Genomic DNA, 21,948 nt, shown 5'->3' with positions numbered 1-21,948 from the left:
GGCTGGCCCCATGGGTGCCGTGAAGACCAAACGGATGCCACGCGCGGTCCGTGAACAGCAGATGCTGGACGCCGCCGTGGAGATCTTCGGGCAGCGGGGGTACATGGCCGCGTCCATGGACGAGATCGCCGAACTGGCGGGCGTCTCGAAGCCGTTGGTGTACCTGTACCTGAACTCCAAGGAAGACCTCTTCACCGCCTGTATCCGCCGTGAGGCGAGGGCGCTGGTGGACGCGGTGCGCTTGGGCGTCCGCACCGATCTGCCCGCCGACCGCCGGCTCTGGGACGGTCTGCTGGCGTTCTTCGTGCACACCGCCGCCCATCCGCACGCCTGGTCCGTCGTGCACCTCCAGGCCCGCACCCACGGTGAGACCTTCGCCGCCGAGGCCGCCGCGATGCGCGAGGAGATCGTCGCCTTCGTCACCCACCTCATAGCCGTGGGGGCCCGCGAGGCACACCGTGACCCCGACCTTCCCGAGCGGGAGGTCGCCGGGCTCGCCGAGGCGCTGGTCGGCGCGGCCGAGTCGCTCGCCGTCTGGGCCAACGCCACCGAGGGCGTCACGGCCCGGCAGGCGGCGGCCACCCTGATGAACTTCGCGTGGGCCGGGCTGGGCGACCTGACCCAGGGCCGGTCCTGGTCCCCGCCCCCCGCCGCCGACGACGTGTCCCCCACATGACAGTTGTCATGCGGGACGCAGGACTTCCGGCACTGGGCCGCCCCCGCCCGCCGCTCCTACCGTTCTTCCCATGACGAAGCCCAGCGCGGACCAGACGCAGAAGACCGACATCAAGATCAGCCTCATCGGCGGTCACCGGCTCGACGGCGCCACCCTGCACGAGCGCACCCTCACCGTCTCCCTCGTCGGCGGAGCCGACATCGACCTGACGGACGTGGAGATCCCGGACGGCGCCGAATTGCGGATCACCAAGCTGAGCCTGATCGGCGGCGTCTCCCTCAAGGTCCGCCCCGACGTCCGGGTCGAGGTCCGGGGCCTGCGCCTCGGCGGCGTCCGCGACACGGGCCCCACCGAGCCGGACGGCCCCACCGTCCGCATCGACGCCTGGGGCCTGGTCGGCGGAGTCTCGGTCCACCGCCCCTGACCCCGCCCGGCCGGGGGGCCGCTCAGGCCGCCCCCCACCTCCGCAGCGCCGGGGCCACCCGCTGGTGGCCCAAGCGGTAGAGCTTGCGGGCGCCTCGGCCCGCCACCCGGCGCACGGTCCGGCCCGCCCGTCCCTGGCCGGCGGACCCGGACGGCAGCGGGCGGCCGTGGGCGTCGAGGCCGTGGCGTTCGAGGATCGGGAGAAGGTACGGGCCTGCCGAACTCGGGGTGTAGTAGGGCCGCAGCGGCGGCAGGTCGGTGCCGGAGCACAGATGGGCCAGGCGGTCACGGGCCGCCGCGTACGGGTCGGACTTGCCGATGCCCTGCTCGGCTGCCCACGCCGGCAGCGGCCGCGGCAGCGCCCCCGCGTCGAGGTCGTCCCAGGACGCGAGGCAGCCCGAGTGCAGGAAGTAGTGGTTGCCGTGGGCCTCGCGGACCCCGAGGTCGGTGAGGATCGCGGTCGGGATGCCCCGGTGCATGGACTCCAGGGCCGCCGTGGAGCTGACCGTCACCAGCAGGTCGGTGCGGTCGAGGACCTCGGCCATGTTGCCGTGGACCAGCCTGAGGTTGGCGGGGGCCCGCTCGGCCAGCTCCTCGACGAGCAGCTGATAGGGGTCGGCCTCGACATGGGTGGTCTGCTCGCCGGGCAGACTGCGCAGCTTGATCAGCACCTCCCGCTCCGGATGGCGCCGGGCGTGCGCCGCGGCCCGGCCGAGCAGATGCAGCCGCGCCGCACGGTCCCTGGGCACCGACGGCTGCACGGCGAAGGTGAGCGTGAACGGCCGCTCCCGGGACGGCCGGTGCGGTGCGCCCCCGAGGAACGGCAGCGCGCACTCCACCACCGAGCCCGGGTCCACCCCGACGGAGTCGAAGGCGCGGGCGAACCGGCCCGCGTCGTAGGCGGAGTTGGCGAGCACGATGTCCGTGCCCGCACGGGTCAGCAGCCCGTCGACCAGCTTCTCGTAGACGACCCCGACATATCCGCTGACGGTCACCGGCCGCCGCTCGCGTCCCTCCCAGGCCAGGCCCAGCGCATGCGTGAGCGCCAGGACCGTACCGCCCGCCACCGCCAGCACGACCACGTCGGCGGCGGCCAGTTCCCCGTCGTCGACCAGCTCGGCCGTGGCGATCTCGCGCCGCCGGTCCGGCACGATCCCGACCTCCGCGAGCTGCCGCTCGGTCGGGGTGGACCGGCCGCGCAGGAACACGGCGTCGAGGGCGTGGGAGGGGGCCAGCTCCCGGGCCACCGACGCACCCCACTTCCACCGGGTGTCCGAGTCCGCGACGACGGCGATGCGTCTGGGAGAGGTGACGGTCATGGGTGGGGCCTTCCTGGCGGGGGTGCGCGGGGTGCGCCGAGGCTAGGAAGATCACCTGAGGGCGGGGTGAGGAGTTGCTGGACGTCCGCTGGGAGTGCTGGGTGCCGTCTGTGAGTGTTTCCGCAACACCCTTCCGCGCGGGGGGAGTTGATCACCGGCGAAGGGGAGGCGACAGCAGCTGTTCCGCCGGAGTTCACCCGTCCGTTCAGAACGTGAGCCGGTCCACCCGTCCGCTCACATGGAGCCGCGCCGCCGCCTCCCCCGTCCCGCGCAGCTCGAACCGTATGCCGTCCGAGGCGAACGCCACCGTCCCCGGCAGCAGCACCGGCGCCCGGAACTCCGCCCGGGTCCGTACGGCCGGCGGGGTGCCGTGGGCGGCGAGGCAGCGGGCGACGGTCCACATGCCGTGGGCGATGGCGCGGGGGAAGCCGAAGAGCCGGGCGGTGAGCGGGTGGAGGTGGATGGGGTTGCGGTCGCCGGAGGCGGCCCCGTAGCGCCGGCCGACGTCGGCGGCGAGCCGCCACTCGTCGAGGAGGGGCAGGGGAGCGGAGGCCCCGGGCTCCGACGGGGCCGACGGCGGTGACGGCTCACGCCCGGTGCGGTGCCGGGCCAGATACGTGCTCGTCGACTCCCAGGCGACGGCGTCCCCCTCCCGCAGCCGCGTCACCACGAACGCCTCCGTGCCGCGCCGGTGCGGCGCCAACCGGTCGACGTGCACGGCGAGTTCGTACGTCCCGGCGGCGGCGAGCGGCCGGTAGCGGGTGATGTCGATCGAGGTGTGGACGAGCCCGAGCAGCGGGAGCGGGAAGTCCCGGCCGCTCATCAGGCTCATGGCCAGCGGGAAGCCCAGCACATGCGGGTAGGTGAGCGGCAGGGCGTCCTCGCCGGTGGGGAAGCCGCACACCCGCTCGTAGGCCGCCAGCCGGGTCAGGTCGACCCGCAGTCCGGGCAGGACCAGCCGGGCGCCGGTGAAGTCCACCCCGGGCTGCGGCCGCTTGAACGGGGAGCGCAGGGCCCCGCGGGCCAGCACCGGGACGAGCGCGGGGGAGGAGGAGAGGGTGGTCGTGACCGCTGTCATCACGCCCCCAGCAGGCTCTGGCCGCACACCCGTACGACCTGTCCGTTGACCGCGCCGGACGCCGGGTGCGCGAGCCAGGCGGTGGTCTCGGCGACGTCGGCGGGCAGCCCTCCTTGCGCGAGGGAGTTCATCCGGCGCCCCGCCTCCCGGATGAACAGCGGCACCGCGGCCGTCATCTTCGTCTCGATGAAGCCGGGCGCGACCGCGTTCACCGTCACCCCGTGCTCGGCGAGCGCGCGCGGGGCGAGGGCGCGGACCAGCCCGGCCACGCCCGCCTTGCTCGCGCCGTAGTTCGTCTGCCCGGCGTTGCCCGCGAGCCCGGCGATGGAGGCGGTCGCCACGATCCGCCCGCCCGTGCGGAGGGTGCCCTTGGCGAGCAGCGCGTCCGTGGTGCGCAGCACGCTCGCGAGGTTGACGTCGAGGACCGAACTCCAGCGCTCGGCGGGCATGTTGACCAGTCGGCGGTCACGGGTGACGCCCGCGTTGTGGATCAGCAGGTCGAGTCCGTCCGGGAGTTCGGCGGCGATCCGCTCGCCCGCGTCGGCGGCCGTGATGTCGAGGGCGAGGGCCCGGCCGCCGAGCCGTTCGGCGACCCGCCGCGCGTCCTGCTCGGCCTGCGGGACGTCGAGGACGACGACCTCGGCGCCGTCCCGGGCGAGGGTCTCGGCGACGGCCTCGCCGATGCCGCGCGCGCCGCCCGTGACCAGGGCGACCCGCCCGGCGAGGGGACGGTCCGGGAAGCCCTGGGCGGTCGGCTGCCCGGCCCCCACCTCGATGACCTGCCCGCTGACATAGGCCGACTTGGGGGAGAGCAGGAAGCGCAGGGTGGACTCGGCGGCGGCCGCGTCCGTGAGGCGGACGAGGTTCACGGTCCGGCCGCGGCCGATCTCCTTGCCGAGGGAGCGGGTGAACCCCTCCAGGGCCTGCTGCACGGCCGCCCGGTGGTGGTCGTCGTCGGCGTCGAGGGGGGAGCCGAGGACCACGATCCGGCCGCTCGCCGCGACCGAGCGGACCACCGGGTGCAGGGCCTCGTGGACCTCGGCGAGGGTGTCGACGTCCCGGACCCCGGTCGCGTCCAGGACGACGGCGGCGGGGTCGCCGGTGCCGAGGGGGAGACCGGTGCGGGCGAGGACCGGAGTGAGATCGAGGGCGGACGTTCCGGCCGTAAGGTGATGCAAGTTGCCTGTGAGGAACGGATGTTCGGGGGACCAGCGCCTGAGCGCCGCCGGCTGCGGAAGCCCGAGCCGTCGGGTGAGGAAGCGGCCGGGTGCGGTGGCGGTGAAACTCAGATAGCGGTCGGCCATGTTCGTCTCGTCTCCCACGGGCTCGGCTGACTGAAAAAGCTGCTTACTCCGGAGTAAGGTTACCCGGGGTAAGTCTAGGTCAAGGGTGAGGAGCAGGTCGAGATGAGTACCTCGGAGCCGTCGCGGGCGAGTACCTCGGAGCCGTCGAAGGTGACCTACCTGAGAGGCGCGCGGAAACCCGCCTTCGAACCCCCGCGTGCCCGCCGCGTCGCGGTGATCGGCGGCAGCCGGACCCCCTTCGCCCGTTCCGACGGCGCCTACGCCACCGCCTCCAACCAGGAGATGCTCACGGCGGCGGTCAACGGCCTGGCCACCCGCTACGGGCTCGACGTGCCCGGGGTCGTCGGCGAGGTCGTCGCCGGTGCCGTCCTCAAGCACAGCCGCGACTTCAACCTCACCCGCGAGACCGTCCTCGGCTCCCGGCTCGACCCGCGCACCCCCGCCTACGACATCCAGCAGGCCTGCGGCACCGGCCTCCAGGCCGTCATCGCCGCCGCCAACAAGATCGCCCTCGGCCAGACCGAGTCCGCGGTCGCGGGCGGCGCCGACACCGCGAGCGACGCCCCGCTCGGCGTCAACGACGCACTCCGCCGCATCCTGCTCCAGGCCCGCCGGGCCAGGACGACGGCCGGCCGCCTCAAGGCCCTCGCCCGGATCCGCCCCTCCCACCTGGTCCCCGACATCCCGCGCAACGCCGAACCGCGCACCGGCCTGTCCATGGGCGAGCACGCGGCGGTCACCGCCCGCGCCTGGGGCATCGAGCGCGAGGCCCAGGACGAACTGGCGGCCACCAGCCACCAGCGCCTTGCCGCCGCCTACGAACGGGGCTTCTTCGGCGACCTGGTCGTCCCCTTCCGCGACCTGACCCGCGATCAGAATCTGCGCCCGGACTCCACGGTGGAGCAACTCGCGAAGCTGAAGCCGGTGTTCGGCACCGACGGACCGAACCCCACCATGACGGCGGGCAATTCGACCCCCCTCACCGACGGCGCCGCCGTCGTCCTGCTCGCCTCCGAGGAGTGGGCCGAGGTCCGGGGCCTGGAACCGCTCGCCTACCTCACGGTGTACGAGACGGCGGCCGTCGACTTCGTCCACGGCGATGTCGGCAAGGGCGAGGACGGGCTGCTGATGGCCCCCGCCTACGCCGTACCGCGGATGCTGGAGCGGGCCGGTCTCGGCATCGAGGACTTCGACCTGGTGGAGGTCCACGAGGCGTTCGCCTCCCAGGTGCTGGCCACGCTCGCCGCCTGGGAGAAGCAGGGCCTGGCCCCGGTGGACCGCGACAAGCTCAACGTCAACGGCTCCTCCCTGGCCACCGGCCACCCCTTCGCCGCCACCGGCGCCCGGATCGTCGCGACCCTCGCGAAACTGCTCGCCGAACGGGGTGCCCCCGGACGCGGACTGATCTCGATCTGCGCGGCGGGCGGCCAAGGGGTGACGGCGGTACTGGAACGCCCCTGACCAGCGGTCAGGGCTGAACCTGAGCTCCTGTCACCTAACCCCCGAGATTGCACAGCCCTGACCCCGGATCATCCCCGAACACGCACAAGCCCCCCACGCCAACGCCGTACGATCCCCTACCTAACCGTCGGTAACCCCTTTCTTCGGGGCCATCCCGGTGAACGCCTCCATACCCGAGGCACGTACGTCTTTGCAGCAAGCAGTTCTTTCGCGCTGCACGCCAAGGGAGCCGCCCGTGTCCACGCCCTACGCCACCTCGACCGACTTCGCCGACGCTCCCCCCGCACTCGTGGAACCCGAGACGCGCCGGCTGGACGGTCATGTACGCGAGGCCGCCGTACCGGCGTTCGCCCAGCCGGTCACCCACGGCTCCCTCGCCGACCTGCCCTACGACAACGCCGCCGCCGCCCCGCAGACGGTGGTCCTCAGCCGCAAGGAACCGGACGACACCGGCACCTGGACCGACATCACGGCGGAGGACTTCGCCGCCCAGGTGCACGCGGTGGCCAAGGGGCTGATCGCGGAGGGGCTGATGCCGGGCGACCGCATCGCCATCATGGCCCGTACGACGTACGAGTGGACGCTGCTCGACTTCGCCGCCTGGGCGGCCGGCCTGGTCACCGTCCCCATCTACCCCACCTCCTCGATCTTCCAGACCCGCTGGATCCTCCAGGACTCCGGCGCGGTCGCCCTGGTCACCGAGACCCTCGGCCAGGCCGCCGCCCTCGGCCCCGAGCGCGACCGGCTGCCCGACCTCCAGCACATGTGGGTGATGGAGAAGGGCCACGTCGACCGGCTGGCCGAGGCCGGCGTCTACGTCCCCGACGGCGAAGTGGCGGTACGGCGCGGGGTGCTGGGCCCCGACACCCTCGCCACCCTCATCTACACCTCCGGCACCACCGGCCGCCCCAAGGGCTGCGCGCTCACCCACGGCAACTTCTTCGCCGAGGTCGACAACGCGATCGAACTCCTCTACCCGGTCTTCAAGTCGAAGGGAGACTCGCGGGGCGAGGACGTCTCCGTCCTCCTCTTCCTGCCCATGTCCCATGTCTTCGGCCGGATGGTGGCGATCGCCTGCATCCGGGCCCGGGTCCGCCTCGGCCACGCCCCCAGCCTCAAGGCCGACGAGCTCCTCCCGGACCTGGCCGCCTTCAGACCCACCTGTCTGCTCTCCATCCCCTACATGCTGGAGAAGGTCTTCAACACGGCCCGGGCGAAGGCCGAGGCGGGCGGCCGCCTCACCACCTTCGACCGGGCCGTCTCGGTGGCCCGCCGCTACGGCGAGGCCGTCGAGGCCCAGAAGACCGGCACCGGCTCCGGCCCCGGCGCCACCCTCCGGGCCGCCCGCACCTTCTACGACCCGCTGGTCTACCGCCGTATCCGCAACGCGATGGGCGGCCGGGTCCGGCACGCCATCTGCGGCGGCTCCCCGCTGGGCCGCCGGCTCTCCTCCTTCTACCTGGGCGCGGGCATCGAGATCTACGAGGGGTACGGCCTCACGGAGACGACCGGCGCGTCCACGGTCACCCCGCCCCTGAAACCCCGCCTGGGCACGGTCGGCTGGCCGCTGCCCGGCACGAAGATCCGGATCGCCGCCGACGGCGAGATCCTCATCGCCGGCGACCACGTCCTGCGCGGCTACTGGGACCCGGCGGCGGGCGGAGTCGTCCCCGCCGCCCCCGACGGCTGGCTCCCGACGGGCGACCTGGGCGAACTGGACGACGAGGGCTACCTGACCATCACCGGCCGCAAGAAGGAAATGATCATCACGGCGGGCGGCAAGAGCGTGGCCCCCGCGCCCCTGGAGAACTGGCTCCGCTCCCACCCCCTGATCTCCCAGGCCCTGGTCCTCGGCGACGACCGCCCCTATGTCTCCGCCCTCCTGACCCTCGACCCCGACGGCCTCACCCACTGGCGCAACATGAACGGCAAGCACCCGGTGCCGGTGGAACTGCTGCTCGGCGACGAGGAGTTGTACGCCGTCCTCCAGCGCGCGATCGACGAGGCCAACAAGCTGGTCTCCCGCCCGGAGTCCATCCGCCGCTTCACCGTCCTCCCGGTGGACTTCACCGAGACGGCGGGCCACCTCACCCCCTCGATGAAACTCCGCCGCGAGACGATCCTGCGCGACTTCTCGGAAGAGGTGGAAGGCCTGTACGCGCAGTCGTAGGGGGTTCTGGGCGCTTCAGGTGCTCTAGGGACGCTCGCCCGGCTTGTCCACGACTCCCCAGGCATCGCGGACGGTGACCAGCCTGCTGGACCTCGGGGGCATCGACGGACCGCTCCCCGCGGTCTTCCAGGCCGACGGCAGGTGTGCCTCCTCGCCCAGATAGGCGTACGTCTCCGGGTCGAAGAACAGCTCCTGCTTGCCCTGGTAGCCCGAGGGCACAGCCTTGACGTAGGTCACCGTCACCCCGATGGCGGGGCGCCCGACCGGGTCCTTGATGCCCTTCTCCACCTGGGCGCCGGGAACCTTCGCGAGGGCGCGGAAGAGCCCGGCCTGCACGTTCGGCGGGATCAGCACCGACCCGTACAGGATGCTGATCTCGCGCCAGTCACGCTGCGCCCGTGTCTCGCCCTCGAAGTCACCGAAGGCGCGTTCCGCGCGGATCGCCGCCATCATGCGGTCCGGGTCGCCCGGGAGGGTGGCGAGGAAGCGGTAGAACGCCCGCTGCGAGCGGTCGTCGTAGCCGTTCTTCCTCCAGTCCGTCTCCTGCGGGGGACCGTACGAGACCTGGAGCTTGTCCGGGTCGAACGTCGACAGGTCGTCGGAGTCCGGGAGACCGGGCAGCCGGGCCTCGCCGTAGCCGTCCCAGCGGGTCCAGTGTTCCGAGGTCGTGCCGCCGCCACCGAGGGACGTCTCCTTCTCGTACACCCACTGCTTCGGCCCGGGTTCGCCGGCGCCGAGCTTCTCCACGGTCGCGGCGGCCAGTTCCAGGGTGTCGGCGGAGGCCCGCGCGGACAGCACCTGACGACCCGGCGCGGGAGAAGCCGTGGCAGGGGCCTTGGCATCGTCGTCGGGGAGGGTGGAGACGAGGGCACCGGTGACGGCGAGCGCACCGGCCGAGGCGGCGACCAGGAAGATGCGGCGCCTGGGCGCGCGGACCGCACCTTGTGCCCGCGCCTCCTGCTGGAACGCCGCGCTGAGCAGTGCGCGCCCGGGTGCGAGCCGGTCGCCGTCGGGGAGCGGAGCGTCAACGCGCAGGTCACGGAGGTCACGGAGGTCACGGAGGGTCGCGGTGGACTCGTTCACGTCGTTCATGCGAGGTCACCTTCCGGTGTGTGCGGTGCGAAGGGGGCTGCCTGGCCGGTCGGTTCGGTGAAGGGGCTGAGCAGGCCCGTCGCCGAGCGCAGCTTCCTGCGGGCCCGGTTGAGCCGGGACCGTACGGTCCCCACCGGGATGTCCAGGGCCTCGGCGATCTCCTGATAGGTGAAGTCGGCCCAGGCGAACAGCAGCAGCGCGTGTCTGTCACCCTCGGAGAGCTTGGCCACCGCCTTCGCGAGCGGCCGGGAGACGGACTGCGCGGTGACCCGGTCGTCGGCGGAGTCGGTCCAGGACTCGGCGACCGGGTCGTGCCCGGTGCGGGCGAGCAGCCTCAGCGCCTTCACCTCCTCCCGCCGGTGCCGGCTGATGAGCTTCGCCGCGATGCCGTGCAGCCAGGGGCGGACACCGGCGCGCCCGCTGTCGTAGCGGGCCCGGATCCGGAACGCCGTGAGGAAGGTCTCGGCGGTGATGTCGTCGGCGGCGTCCCGGCCGAGACGCCGGGCGACATACCGGTGGATGGTGGGCGCGTGGCGGTCGAACAGCACCGCGAAACGCTCGGGTTCGTCGAGCGACGCCGCCATCAGCACGGCATCGGAGTCAGTCATGGACGGTCCATGGGGTCGCAGGGCCAGAGAAAGTGCACAGACTTCACCCAGCTCTTGTCCGCATCCGCGGACCGGGTTCACGGGCGCTTGGCGCGGCCCGGGACGAGCACCTCCGCGAACCCCTCCACGAACGCGTCGAGGTGGTCGAGGAACGGCCCGCCGTGCGCCACCCGGAACCCGTGCCGCCGCCCGTGGAACGCGGCCCGTACGACATGGAAGTGCGCCCAGCGCCCGACCCGCTCCCGGTCCAGCCCGGCTGCCTCGGAGAAGACGTCCAGCACCCGCAGCGCGGCCTTGCGCAGCTCACCGGTGTCACCGAGGGAGATCAGCCGCACCCCGAGCGCCTTGAGCAGCGTCCCCCCGTCGTACGCGGGATCCCCCGCCCACCCCTTCGGATCGACGGCGAGCCACGGCTCGCGCTCGGCGCGCAGGATGTTCCGCGCGTGCAGATCGCCGTGCACGAGAAGCCCGGGCTGATCCGGCCCCAGCTCCCGTACGGTGGCCAGGGCGGCCCCGAAGGACCGCTCGGAGACCGTGTTCCCGAACTCGTCCCGCTCCAGACGGAGTTCCTCCTCCCACTGGACAGTCATGCCCTCCATCCGAGGCAGCCCGCCGGGAGCGTCCACGGCAAGCCGGCGACTCACCCGCCCCGCGACGAGGGCGACCTCGTCCATGTCCACCACCTCGGCGAGAGACTCGGCTCGAACCCGCTCCAACAACATCGCGAACCGCGCGTCGTCCCGCGCGAGCAGCCACACGGCCCCCCGCCCGCCCCAGGCGGCGAAGGCGTCGGGTTCGTGGACGTTCCCGGGATGCGGAAAGGACACCTTCACGACGGCGGCCCCGTGCCCGGGCGCGACGACGGGGACGACGATCCCGACGCCACCATGCAGGACGTCCCCGTCGAGCACACACCCCCACCGCCCGATCAACTCGGCGACGAGGACGGGCAACCCGGCGATCCACCGGGCTCCCTCCTCTCCCTCCCGCTCGACGGTCTGACGGACGAACGCTTCTGGAATGTCGATCACGCCGTCATTCTGGACAGGCGTCTCAGCCGATGGCGATGCGTGTCTGCCAGTACGTCTTCGGCGTGACGATCTCGGTGCCGGAACCCGTCAGCGCGGTCTTGCTGCCGGCGTAGAACCGCACTTGGCCCGTGGAGTGGACGGTCCAGATGTCGGGGACGGTGTCGCCGTTGGCGTCGGGGGTCCCCATCAGTTTCGGAATGCCGGCGCGCGACCATCCGGAGCCGCCGTAGACGGTGTCCGCTCCACCCGCGGAGTTCGCGGCGGATGCCAGGGACGGGAGTTTGACTCCGCCGCCGCTCTCCGCGACACCTGTGCGCAGCAGCAGCCGTGCGGAGGAGTCGGAGCGGTAGATGAGGTCGGCGACTCCGTCTCCGGTGACGTCCATGACGGTGACCAGGTCACGTGTCGTCCACGTGGAGGAGGTCAACAGGAGGGTGGCCTGGTCGACGGTGGCCCCGTGGTAGCCGGTGAGGGCCCACAGCTGGTCGCCGACGAGAACGAGGAAGTCCGTCCGGCCGTCACCGGTGATGTCTCCGGTTGCGACGATCTGCGTGAAGGCGGCCGGGGCAGGGGCGCCGGCGGGCAGCAGGATCTGCTGACGTTCGTCGATGTTGACCGCGCCGTAGCCGTCCCCGGGGTAGACCCACAGTTTGTCGCCGAGCCGGACGACGAGGTCCTGGAGGCCGTCGCCGCCGTAGATGTCACCGTTGTGGGTGATGAGCGCGCCCTTGAAGTGGCCGTTGGGCGCCGGCACGTACGGGGGCAGGTCGTCGCCGTTGGGGTCCTTGTCCGGGTTGGCCCGGTAGGCGCCCGGCATGGAGTAGTCCAGGTCACCGTCCTTGTCGGCCTGCGCGGGGTATAGCGCGAGGTTGCCCTCGGCGGTGACCGCCATCATGTCCGGCAGTTCGTCACCGGTGAAGTCACCGGCTTTGTCGGCCTGATCCCTCGGGGTGACGTAGAAGAAGTACCTGGTCGGTTCGGAGACGTTGCCGGAGCTGTCGACGGCGCGGACGTAGAGGACGTTGGGTCCGGCGGCGGGTGGCTTCGCGCCGCTGATCGTGGCGCTGACAGTGGTGGCGGTGTTGACCGTGCGGGGGAGTGTCCCTGTGTACGAGGGGGAGTTGAAGCCGTACTCGTAGCGCACGACATCGGCGTCCAGCGCGCGCACGGTGAAGGCGCCGCCCGTGCCGAACTTCTTGGCCGACCACTTGGTGTCCTCGGTGTCGACGCCGAACCCGTTCTCGTTGCCGTCGGCGTTCGGGAAGTCGGTGGAGCTGACCACCGGCGGCCTGGGGGCGGCGGTGTCGAGGACGAACTGGCAGGGGGCCTTCGGGTACCACGGCGAGGTGACGCCGGCGTCATCCATGGCGTGAACACGCCAGGAGTAGGTGGTTCCGGCCTTGAGTTTGCTGGTGGAGAAGTTGTTCGTGGTCTTCAGCGCGACGCTTCTGTCCGGGCCGACGGAGACCTTTCCCGTGGTTCCGAGCAGGTCTCCGGTCGTGGCCCACTGGTCGGTGGGCCACAGATCGAAGTCGAGGTAGTCGAGATTGGCGTCCTTGTCGGTGGCCTTGGCGGTGAAGGTCAGGTTGCCGGAGCCCATGTGCACGTACGGCTTGCTCGTGGTGCACTTGCCGTCCGGGTTGAGGTCGAGGGAGTCGGTGACGATCGTCGGTGGGCGGTTGTAGACGACCTCGAGGTAGGGCGGGAAGTCGCCGTTGGCCTGGAACTTCTTCCACGCGTACTGGGCGTCCTCGTCGCGGGCACGCAGGCCGAACGTGATGGTGTCCTGGCCCTTCTCGACCGCCTTCTGGGCGCCGCTCTTGACGTCGAACTTCTCGTAGGCGTCCCGGCAGCCGGACTTGTAGCCGTGGGCGAAGCTCTTGGTGGCCAGCTTGTTGCCGTCGTGCAGCTTGGGCGCGTTCTTCCAGTTGGTGTGGCTGTTGATGGCCCCTGTCAGATGCACGCTCATGGAGCGGTCCTGGCAGGACCAGGAGTAGGTCTCCAGCATGTACAGCGTGGCGCTGGTGAGCTTGGTGCCCTTGAGGTCCTTGTCGAAGTCGATGTTGAAGAAGGACCGGGAAGTACCCCAGGTGTCGGACTCGAAGCCGACGCGGGCCTCCTGGGTGCCTCCCTTGTTGAAGTCCTTGCCGTTGTAGAACGTGGCGTTGGGATAACGGTTGTAGGCGGTGGTCCAGTTCTGGACGTGCTTCTTGACCGCCGGGTCGATGAAGACCGGGTAGGTGGTCGCCGGGTCGTCCAGGAAGTCCTGGTCGGGGGTGAGGGTCCACCGGCCGGCGGTCAGGTCGGCCTCGACCAGCTCGCCGCGTGAATCGGGCGAGGGACCGTTGAGCGACTGCAGGCTGAGGGTGGCGGACGATCCGCTCTGCGAGGGCTGCGGCGTGGGCTCGGCGGGGGCGGACGGCAGAGGCGACTCCGACACGGTGACGGGGTCGTCGGTGGCCGAGGGGAGGACCTCGGCATTGCCGTCGTTCTGCTCGTCCGACACGGGAGCCTCCTCGGAGGCGCTGGGGCCGGCCGAGGGCGAGGAGGTGGCGGTGGCGGTCGGGTTGGCGGCTTCCGACGCGGTCGGCTGGGCGGAGGCGCCGACCCCGCCGTCGGTCACGGCGGGGACGCCGCTGCTGTCCCACATCAGGGGCGTCGGTGAGAGCGCGACCTCGTCGCCGTCGGCGTCCAGCGCGCTGACCAGACCGGTCAACGGATCGAGCCGGAAGGTGAGATCGGAGGAGTGGAGACCGTAGACGAGCTGCTGGACGTGCGGGTCCGTGGCCGCCTGGCGGTTCTTCACGACGACGACCTGCCCGAAGCCCTCGTCGTCCGCGGTCAGCACCAGGTCGCCACCCGGGAACACCTCGGGGTACAGGATCCGGTTGCCGTCGACGACGGGGGTCGGTACGGGGCCCGGCCAGGTCAGCTGAATCGCGTGGGCGCCGCCGTCGACGTACAGCGTGACCAGCGGTGTTCCGGTGTCCGCTGCTGCGGACTTGACGAGGGATACGCGCTGCACGCCCGAACGTGAGGCCCGAGCCGTCGACGACTGGGCGGCGCGCCGTCCGGAGCCGGCCGAGAAGACCATCCGGGTGTTGGTGGCTTTCGGCTCCCAGCCTTCCTCGGTCCGGTGCAGGCTGGGGTCGATCTTCTTCCACTCACCGTCGACCTTGGCCCGGACCGGGGAGGAGTAGAGCCGCTTCTCCATCAAACGATCGGGTCGCGCCCACGTGGTGGAGTCGGCGGTGCGGGCGGCCGTGACCTCGACCTTCTTGCCGGTCCGAGCGGCCTGCGCGACTGCGGCGGCCTCGGTGACCGGGCTCCGGTCCTCCGCTTTCCGCTGACCTCCGCCGTCCAGCTGGAATCCGGCGTAGACGATTCCCGTCGTGGCGACCGCGGTCGCGAGCAGCGTCGCAGTGGCCCGACGGCCGGGCCTGCGACGCCAGGTGCGCGTCATCGGGCGAGTTCCCCTTCCCCATCCCCAGAACCGGCGGACAGGACGGAACTCCCCCACCGGGCAGCTGATGATGACCGATGACGATCCTGTCGTCACCCTGTGATGAACGGGCAAGGCCGGACTTACGTAGGTCTCTGACGCGGGGGGCGGCGCGAGGAGCCCGTCGGTATCGCAAGGAAACAGATGGGGTGAAGCGGTAGTTTCCGTAATGGAACGGCGGGATTTTTCCACCCTTGCGAGTAAGAAAAATATAAGAAGTCTTACCTGTGAGCAGCATGCGCTTACCTCCAGGTGATCACGCTTTCACGTTGCTTCATTGCGTAATGATTCGCTACGCACCGTGACGATCATCACATGACCACGTGTAACCTGGTGTTCCTCCACAGATCGACCACAGAATCTGCGCTGTTCAGCACCTCAATGCGCGTGGTCCGTCACCGGTCCCGCTTGGACGGTCCGGGGGGACCTAGACGTGTTCGGCCGACTTCCTCGTGCCCGGCGCCGTATCGCACGCACCACTGTGCCGACCGTCGCAGCCGCGCTGCTCGTCGCACTGCTGCCGGCCCAGGCGCTGGCGATCCCACCCGACCCGGATCCGTCTCACGAGGAAACCGGGCGCGAGACACTCCAGTTGGAACCGCTGGAGACCGAAGAACCCTTGCCGGGAACGACGGTCTCCGCCGACCTGGAGACCCTGAAGCAGGAAGAGCCCGCACCGCAGGAGGAAGCGCCCTCGGGCACCACGCCCCCGCCGGCCGGCACGCCGGGCACGGTGAACTTCGACACGCCCGTCACCCCCGCCTCCCTGCGCACTGCCGACACCGACGACCCCACCGCCATGCACCAGGCGGGCAGCCTGCCGGTCAGCCTCGGCCAGGCCCCCGACCAGCCGACACCGAGCGGTACGTGGCAGGTCACCATCTCCGACCGGACCTCCTCCACCGGCCAGGGCGTGGACGGCGCGGTGCTGAAGGTGCAGGCGCCCACGACCGGCGCGGTCCCGATCTCCGTCAAGCTCGACTACTCCGGCTTCGAGAGCCTCTACGGCGCCGACTGGGCCTCCCGCCTGCGCTTCGTGCAGTTCCCCGACTGCTACCTGGACACGCCTGACGACGAGGCCTGCCAGACGTACGAGGAACTCGAGACCACGAACGACGTCGACGGCAACTCCATCACGGCGACAGTCGACCCGGCCGCCGACGACACGGTGACACCGGCCTCGGCCGAGAGCACCTCGACCGGCGCAGGGGCCGTACAGGCGGCTTACCGGACGTCCACCACCGCGACACCGGTGGCGGCCTCCGGGAGTACGGCGGTCGTCGGCGCGGTCGACTCCGGCGGCGGCGCGAGCGGCGACTTCAAAGCGACCTCGCTCCCTTCCGACGGCAAGTGGGAGGCAGGTGGTTCCTCCGGGGCCTTCACCTGGTCCTACCCGCTGACCGTGCCCTCCCCGCCTGCCGGGCCCACGCCTCAGATCACGTTCGGCTACAGCTCCCAGACGGTGGACGGCCGTACCGCCGTCTCCTCCCCTCAGGCGTCCTGGATCGGCGAGGGCTGGAGCTACGACCCCGGCTACATCGAGCGCAAGTACCGCTCCTGCAAGGACGACCGCAAGACACTCGACGCCGGTACGCCGAACAACACCGCCAAGAAGGACAAGACGTCCGACCTGTGCTGGGTCTCGTACAACGCCGTGATGTCCCTCGCCGGAAAGACCACCGAACTGGTCCGTGACGCCTCCGCCGGCAGCAACCCGGAGCAGGACACCGAGCGTTACCGACCCGCGAAGGACGACGGCACGCGCGTCGAGCACAAGGTCGGCAGCGACAACGACGACAACAACGGTGAGTTCTGGGTGGTCACCACCCCGGAAGGAACCAAGTACTACTACGGCCTCAACAAGGTCGGCGGCGGCCATGCGGACACCGGTTCGGTCTCCACCGTCCCCGTCTTCGGCAACCACCCCGGCGAGCCCTGCCACGCCGAGGCCTTCGCCGACTCGCGCTGCGGCTCGGGCAAGCAGCAGGCCTGGCGCTGGGGCCTGGACAAGGTCATCGACGTCCACGGCAACACGATGATCGTCAACTGGACGCAGGAGACGAACTACTACGCCGCCCGCAAGAAGTTCAAGCAGCCGGAGCAGTACGACCGTTCCGCCTACCCGACGTCCATCGAGTACGGCATCCGCACCGACTCCTCCGGCTTCACCGCGCCCGCCGCACGGGTCCTCTTCGACGTGCAGGAACGCTGCCTGGAGTCGACGACCGTGTGCGACGCCGCCAACTTCGCCAAGACGGGCGATCCGGGCGCCTACCGAGCGTGGTGGGACACCCCCGGCAACCTCAACTGCAAGTCCACCTCGAAGCTCTGCCCGCCGTTCCCCTCCTTCTGGACGCGGAAGCGCCTGGACAAGGTGACCACCGAGGCCGCCCGCCCGGGCCAGACCGGTCTCAAGCCGGTCGACGCCTACACACTGCACCAGTCCTTCCCCAAGGACTGGTACGACACCGCGCCGGGTCTGTGGCTCAACTCCATCACGCGCAGGGGCTTCGCGGCGGGCGACACCGTCGGCACCCTCCAGTCCGACGCCGGTGTCAGCTTCGCGCCCTACACCGTCGGCGACGACTCACCACTGCACGGCCGTCTGCTGGACCGGCAGCTCCCCAATCTGGTCCTCAACGGAAAGAAGGACCAGCGCCCCGGCTTCACCCGTCCCCGCATCGGTGTCGTGTCCAACGAGTACGGCGGTGACATCGAGGTCGAGTACAGCGGCGGCTGCACGAGCGAGCCCGCCGAGGACAAGGGCAAGAGCAACGGGACCTGCTACCCCGTCCGCTGGTCGCCCGACGGCGACGAGAAGACCCCCAAGAAGGCCTGGTTCAACAAGTACGTCGTCGCGAGCGTGACCGAGACCGACAAGATCAGCTCGCACGGCAAGTCGATCGTGACGCAGTACGCCTACGAGGACCCGGCCTGGGCCAAGAGCGACGACGAGTTCACCCGCCCCGCCCTGCGCACCTACAGCGACTGGAAGGGCTACCGCACCGTCACCGTCCTCAAGGGCGCCAAGAGCACGTCCGAGATCGTGGACGGTGTCCGCGCGGTCAACGCGCAGTCGAAGACGGTCACCCGCTACTTCCGGGGTGCCGGCGGCACGGTGAAGGACTCGACCGGCACCTACACGCTGCTCGCGGACGACGCGGAGCAGTACGCGGGCATGACCGCGGAGACCCTCGTCTACGCGGATTCCGACGGCAAGGTCGTCCAGCGCACCCTGCACCACCCGTGGTCCCAACTGACCGCCTCCCGGGCCCGCGAGAACGAGGACGGCACGTCGGGCGACCCCCTGCGCGCCTACCGCACCGGGGTCGAGCGCACGGACGCGATCCAGACGGTCGGTGACTCCTGGCGTGCCGTGCGCACCCTGACCGAGGTCGACGGCACCTACGGCCTGCCGGTCCAGGTGGAGACGTACGTCGTCAAGCCCGACGGCAGCGGCGAGACCCTCTCGGACCGGACCTGCACCACGACGACGTACGTCCACAACACGTCGGCGTGGCTGATCGGCCTGGCGAAGGACCAGAAGACGACCGCCACCTCCTGCGCCGGCCAGCCGACGGCGGATCCGGCGACGCTGCTCAAGGCACAGGTGCACAACACCTACGACGGCCTCGCCGACAGCGCCACGCCCACCAAGGGCCTGATCACCACCCAGGCCACGAACGACGGCGACGGCACGTCGAGTGCGGTCACCACCACGACGACGTACGACACGTTGGGCCGGGTCCGCACCGTCACCGCTCCGGGAGCCGGCACGACGGAGACGAAGTACACCCCCGAAGAGGGCGGTCCGGTCACCCAGGTCAAGCTGATCAACGCCAAGGACCACATCACCACCACGACCTACGACCCGGGCCGTGGTGTGGCCCTGACGGTCACCGACCCCAACGGCCGTGTCACCCGCAGCGAGTACGACGCCCTCGGCCGGCTGGTGAAGGGCTGGTCGCCGTCGGCCACCGGTTCGCCCACCGTGCAGATCGCCTACCAGGCGGCCGTGGCCACCTCGGACGAGACCCGCCCGGCCGCCGTCACCGTCCAGTCCCTCAAGGACGACGGCACCTACTCCCGCCGGACCACCATCTACGACGGCCTCCAGCGCGAGGTCCAGACGCAGAGCGAGGCGCACGGCCCTGGCCGGATCATCGTCGACACCCACTACGACGACCACGGCCTGGTGGCGGAGAAGACCAGCGGCTACCTGGCCAAGGGCGAGCCGACCACCGACCTCTTCGCCCCCCGGTCCAAGTCGCCCATCCCCAGCTCCGTCAGTTACACGTACGACGGCCTGGGCCGGGAGACCCGAGCCGACACCTACTACGCCGACGTCCGGAAGTACTCGGCGACCAAGACCTACGGGGACACCAGCACCACCGTGAACCCGGCGGGCTCCACGTCTCCCCGGACCCGCACGGAGACCGACGCCCTCGGCAGGGTCACGGCGATCCGCTACTACAGCCAGAACGCCTCCACCTCCACCACCGGCCGCGACACGTCCTACGACTACGACGCCCGGGGCAACCGCAGCCAGGTCACCGACGCCGCCGGGAACGTCTGGTCGTACGTCTACGACTCCCGGGGCCGGCTGAAGTCGACCACGGACCCCGACACCGGCACCACGCAGACGGGCTACGACGCCGCCGACCGCCCGAACTACACCAAGAACTCCCGCGGGCAGGAAACCTTCACCGAGTACGACCCGCTGGGCCGTGTCCGGTACGTGCGCCAGGGCTCCGCCACCGCGAGCCCGGTCAGGGAGTACACCTACGACGACGTGTCCGGCGGCATCGGCAAGCTGAAGGAATCCGTCCGCCACACCGCCGAAGGCGACTACGTCAACCGCGTCACCGGCTACAACGCCGACTACAACATCACGGGCACCGAGACCGTCATCCCGGCGAACGCGATGACCGCGGGCGTGTCCGGCACGTACGCCTACAGCTACACGTACACGCCCACCGGCAAGCAGCAGTCGGTCACCCTCCCCGCGATCGGCGGCCTGGCGAGCGAGAAGGTCGTCACCCGCTACAACAGCGACGGCCTGGCGGACACCACCTCCGGAGCGACCTGGTACACCTCCGACGCCACCTACTCCCCGTACGGGGAGGTCCTGCGCACGGTCTCCGCCCCGCAGCCCTACCGCGTGTGGACGACGAACTTCGTCGACCCCCACACCGGCCGCCTCCAGCGCTCGGTGACCGACCGCGAGACGGACGCCCCGCACCGCATCACCGACAGCCTCTACTCCTACGACGTCTCCGGCACGATCACGTCCAACAGCCGCGCGATGGCGGACTCGACCGGAACGACGTGGGACACCCAGTGCTTCACCTACGACGTCATGGGCGAACTCGTCAACGCCTGGACGTCGAACATCACCCCGGACAGCCACTCCACCGGCTGCAAGGCGACCGACGGCACCACGTGGGGCTACGACACCGACTTCACGACGTCCTCGGGCCCGGTCTCCGACGCCCCTGACGCGGCGACGGACCCCACGAGCCCCGACACGGCCCTGACGTCCTCCCTCGCGGCCACCGCCCCGGCCTCGGGCACGGTGTCGACGGGCACGACGGCCTACCGCCAGTCCTACACCTTCGACTGGCTCGGCAACCGGGCCACCCTCACCGAGCACGACACGGCCGACGCGACGAAGAACGTCACGTACACCTACGGCCACGGCAAGACGCTCGCCGGCGGTACCAAGACCCAGCCGCACACGATGACGTCGATCAGCTCGAGCCCGACGGGCAAGAGCAGCACGTACGTGTACGACGCGACGGGCAACACGACCGACCGCGACCTGACCGGCACGACACAGGACCTGGTCTGGTCCTCCGAGAACAAGCCGGAGTCGGTCACCAGCAACGCCACGAAGACCACCTACGTCTACGACGCCGACGGCAACCGCATCCTGGAGAACTCGCCATCCGGCTCCGTGCTCTACCTGGGCGAAACGGAACTGACGACCAACGCCACGGGCAGCATCACCAAGGCGTCCCGCGCCTACACCCAGCCCGGCGCCCCCACCGTCGTCCGCACCACCACCAACGGCGCGACGACCGGCCACAAGCTCAGCGTCCTCCTCGCCGACCACCTGGGCACGGCGACCACCTCGGTCGACGTCGCCTCGGGCCAGGCAGTCACCCGCCGGGCCTTCAAGCCCTACGGCGAGGCCCGCGGCACCAAGCCGACAGCCTGGCCGAACAAGCGCACCTACCTGGGCGTCGGCATCGACGACACGGGAACCGGCCTCACACACATCGGCGCCCGCGAGTACGACCAGAACGCGGGCCGATTCATCTCGGCGGACCCGATCATCGACGTGGCCGATCCGCTCCAGATGAACGGTTATGCCTACTCCAAGAACGGCCCGATCAGCAAAACTGATCCCACCGGCCTGTGGCTTGACGACGGGACGGGCCACAACGAGCCGCGCCGCAACGGTTCGGGCGGTGGCCAGAGTTCCACTCCTGGAATCCCTAGTGGTGGAACCGGCACAGGTGGGTGCTATTACACCTGTAGCGGTGGCGCGGCCAGCAACAAGTCGACTGTGCCCGGTATTGGCGCATCGAATACTAATTGCTTTACCTACGAGTGCCAAAAAGCTTCGAACTACAAGCTGAACGTGGGAAGCAATCCTCCAAAGATTACTGTACCTACGCTCACGCAAGAGCTTTCCAGAATACTCAAGAGACTTCTGGATGGCCCGGAGCCTCCAGAAGGCTGTGGCGGCCCGGGCCGTGACGGTGTTAAAGCAATAGCGTGCGATGTGAATATGGGCACCTTTGAAGGGGGGCCGCTCCTAGGAGCCGCGCGTGGTCGCAATAACACCTGGAAAAACAGTATTTCAAAGGGGAAGGAGGGTGAGGCGCGAGCTGCCCAGGAGCTTCAGGACCGTGGTTACACGATCATGGGGACGCATGTGAAGCTTGAGGCTAAGGACGGTACGGAATCGTTTGTTGATTTCATCGCGACCAGGCAAGGGCCCGGATTGGGTGCGCCCGAGTATTTTGAAGTAAAGAATGGCCCTTCTGCCAAATTGTCACCACAGCAGAAGACTGTATATGGGCAGCTCGGGGACAGCGGGGATGTAATTCTGCGATCCGACCAAATGAGCGCTTGGGGCTTGAAGAGTGGCGATTTGCTTCCGCAGGCCGACGTCAATGTGATTCTTTATGGCGGGGCAAAGGCGTGGTAGGGTGGGTAAGGAACGAAGCATGGGCAACCGCTGAGCTCTATTGTCCGCGAGATGAGGTCAGTGAT

Annotated in this window: 12 protein-coding genes; 5 read left to right on the top strand and 7 right to left on the bottom strand. The window is 70.2% G+C overall.

Annotation, left to right across the window (positions count from 1 at the left end; translation table 11 throughout):
* The first annotated feature begins 10 nt into the window (after positions 1–10).
* Complete coding sequence (locus tag ABZ490_RS21610) at positions 11–676, top strand: TetR/AcrR family transcriptional regulator (RefSeq protein ID WP_358992335.1); 666 nt, start codon at positions 11–13, stop codon at positions 674–676.
* 70 nt (positions 677–746) lie between these two features.
* A complete protein-coding gene (locus ABZ490_RS21605; protein WP_358992333.1) occupies positions 747–1,100 on the top strand; it encodes a hypothetical protein in 354 nt (117 codons plus the stop codon).
* A gap of 22 nt (positions 1,101–1,122) precedes the next feature.
* Here ABZ490_RS21605 and ABZ490_RS21600 read toward each other — a convergent pair whose 3' ends face one another.
* The 3 genes from ABZ490_RS21600 to ABZ490_RS21590 all read right to left on the bottom strand — a co-directional run bounded on the left by ABZ490_RS21600 (position 1,123) and on the right by ABZ490_RS21590 (position 4,800).
* Entirely contained in the window at positions 1,123–2,418 is a 1,296-nt protein-coding gene (locus ABZ490_RS21600; RefSeq protein ID WP_358992331.1) for a DUF6716 putative glycosyltransferase, read from the bottom strand.
* Between the two features lie 205 nt (positions 2,419–2,623).
* Positions 2,624–3,496, bottom strand: a complete 873-nt coding sequence (locus ABZ490_RS21595) for a MaoC/PaaZ C-terminal domain-containing protein (RefSeq protein ID WP_358992329.1) — start codon at positions 3,494–3,496, stop codon at positions 2,624–2,626.
* Positions 3,496–4,800: a 3-oxoacyl-ACP reductase gene (locus ABZ490_RS21590; RefSeq protein ID WP_358992521.1), complete on the bottom strand. Its 1,305-nt coding sequence runs from the start codon at positions 4,798–4,800 to the stop codon at positions 3,496–3,498. The genes ABZ490_RS21595 and ABZ490_RS21590 overlap by 1 nt, the downstream gene beginning before the upstream one ends.
* A 102-nt stretch (positions 4,801–4,902) precedes the next feature.
* Between ABZ490_RS21590 and ABZ490_RS21585 the strand changes: the two genes are divergently transcribed.
* Positions 4,903–6,261, top strand: a complete 1,359-nt coding sequence (locus ABZ490_RS21585; RefSeq protein ID WP_358992327.1) for an acetyl-CoA C-acetyltransferase — start codon at positions 4,903–4,905, stop codon at positions 6,259–6,261.
* Positions 6,262–6,496: 235 nt separating this feature from the next.
* Positions 6,497–8,431 (top strand): AMP-binding protein, encoded by a 1,935-nt coding sequence (locus ABZ490_RS21580; RefSeq protein WP_358992325.1) that lies wholly within the window; start codon positions 6,497–6,499, stop codon positions 8,429–8,431.
* 24 nt (positions 8,432–8,455) lie between these two features.
* Here the strand turns inward: ABZ490_RS21580 and ABZ490_RS21575 are convergent, their stop codons facing one another.
* The 4 genes from ABZ490_RS21575 to ABZ490_RS21560 all read right to left on the bottom strand — a co-directional run bounded on the left by ABZ490_RS21575 (position 8,456) and on the right by ABZ490_RS21560 (position 14,625).
* A complete protein-coding gene (locus ABZ490_RS21575) occupies positions 8,456–9,523 on the bottom strand; it encodes a CU044_5270 family protein (RefSeq protein ID WP_358992323.1) in 1,068 nt (355 codons plus the stop codon).
* Positions 9,520–10,131 carry a sigma-70 family RNA polymerase sigma factor gene (locus tag ABZ490_RS21570; RefSeq protein WP_358992321.1) on the bottom strand — a complete coding sequence of 204 codons (612 nt, stop codon included), beginning with the start codon at positions 10,129–10,131 and terminating at the stop codon, positions 9,520–9,522. The genes ABZ490_RS21575 and ABZ490_RS21570 overlap by 4 nt, the downstream gene beginning before the upstream one ends.
* 77 nt (positions 10,132–10,208) lie before the next feature.
* Positions 10,209–11,162: an aminoglycoside phosphotransferase family protein gene (locus ABZ490_RS21565; RefSeq protein WP_358992319.1), complete on the bottom strand. Its 954-nt coding sequence runs from the start codon at positions 11,160–11,162 to the stop codon at positions 10,209–10,211.
* Between the two features lie 22 nt (positions 11,163–11,184).
* Positions 11,185–14,625 (bottom strand): DNRLRE domain-containing protein, encoded by a 3,441-nt coding sequence (locus ABZ490_RS21560; RefSeq protein ID WP_358992317.1) that lies wholly within the window; start codon positions 14,623–14,625, stop codon positions 11,185–11,187.
* A 520-nt stretch (positions 14,626–15,145) separates the two neighbouring features.
* Here ABZ490_RS21560 and ABZ490_RS21555 point away from each other — a divergent pair.
* Complete coding sequence (locus ABZ490_RS21555) at positions 15,146–21,883, top strand: RHS repeat-associated core domain-containing protein (protein WP_358992315.1); 6,738 nt, start codon at positions 15,146–15,148, stop codon at positions 21,881–21,883.
* Positions 21,884–21,948: the final 65 nt, after the last annotated feature.

Source organism: Streptomyces sp. NPDC005811 (assembly GCF_040630405.1).
Lineage (GTDB): Bacteria > Actinomycetota > Actinomycetes > Streptomycetales > Streptomycetaceae > Streptomyces.
This window is presented reverse-complemented; position numbering and strand designations above follow the sequence as displayed.

Coding starts and splice junctions, on each gene's coding strand:
- ABZ490_RS21610 (WP_358992335.1), top strand. CDS start 11: ATGGGTGCCGTGAAGACCAAACGGATGCCACGCGCGGTCCGTGAACAG.
- ABZ490_RS21605 (WP_358992333.1), top strand. CDS start 747: ATGACGAAGCCCAGCGCGGACCAGACGCAGAAGACCGACATCAAGATC.
- ABZ490_RS21600 (WP_358992331.1), bottom strand. CDS start 2,418: ATGACCGTCACCTCTCCCAGACGCATCGCCGTCGTCGCGGACTCGGAC.
- ABZ490_RS21595 (WP_358992329.1), bottom strand. CDS start 3,496: ATGACAGCGGTCACGACCACCCTCTCCTCCTCCCCCGCGCTCGTCCCG.
- ABZ490_RS21590 (WP_358992521.1), bottom strand. CDS start 4,800: ATGGCCGACCGCTATCTGAGTTTCACCGCCACCGCACCCGGCCGCTTC.
- ABZ490_RS21585 (WP_358992327.1), top strand. CDS start 4,903: ATGAGTACCTCGGAGCCGTCGCGGGCGAGTACCTCGGAGCCGTCGAAG.
- ABZ490_RS21575 (WP_358992323.1), bottom strand. CDS start 9,523: ATGAACGACGTGAACGAGTCCACCGCGACCCTCCGTGACCTCCGTGAC.
- ABZ490_RS21570 (WP_358992321.1), bottom strand. CDS start 10,131: ATGACTGACTCCGATGCCGTGCTGATGGCGGCGTCGCTCGACGAACCC.
- ABZ490_RS21560 (WP_358992317.1), bottom strand. CDS start 14,625: ATGACGCGCACCTGGCGTCGCAGGCCCGGCCGTCGGGCCACTGCGACG.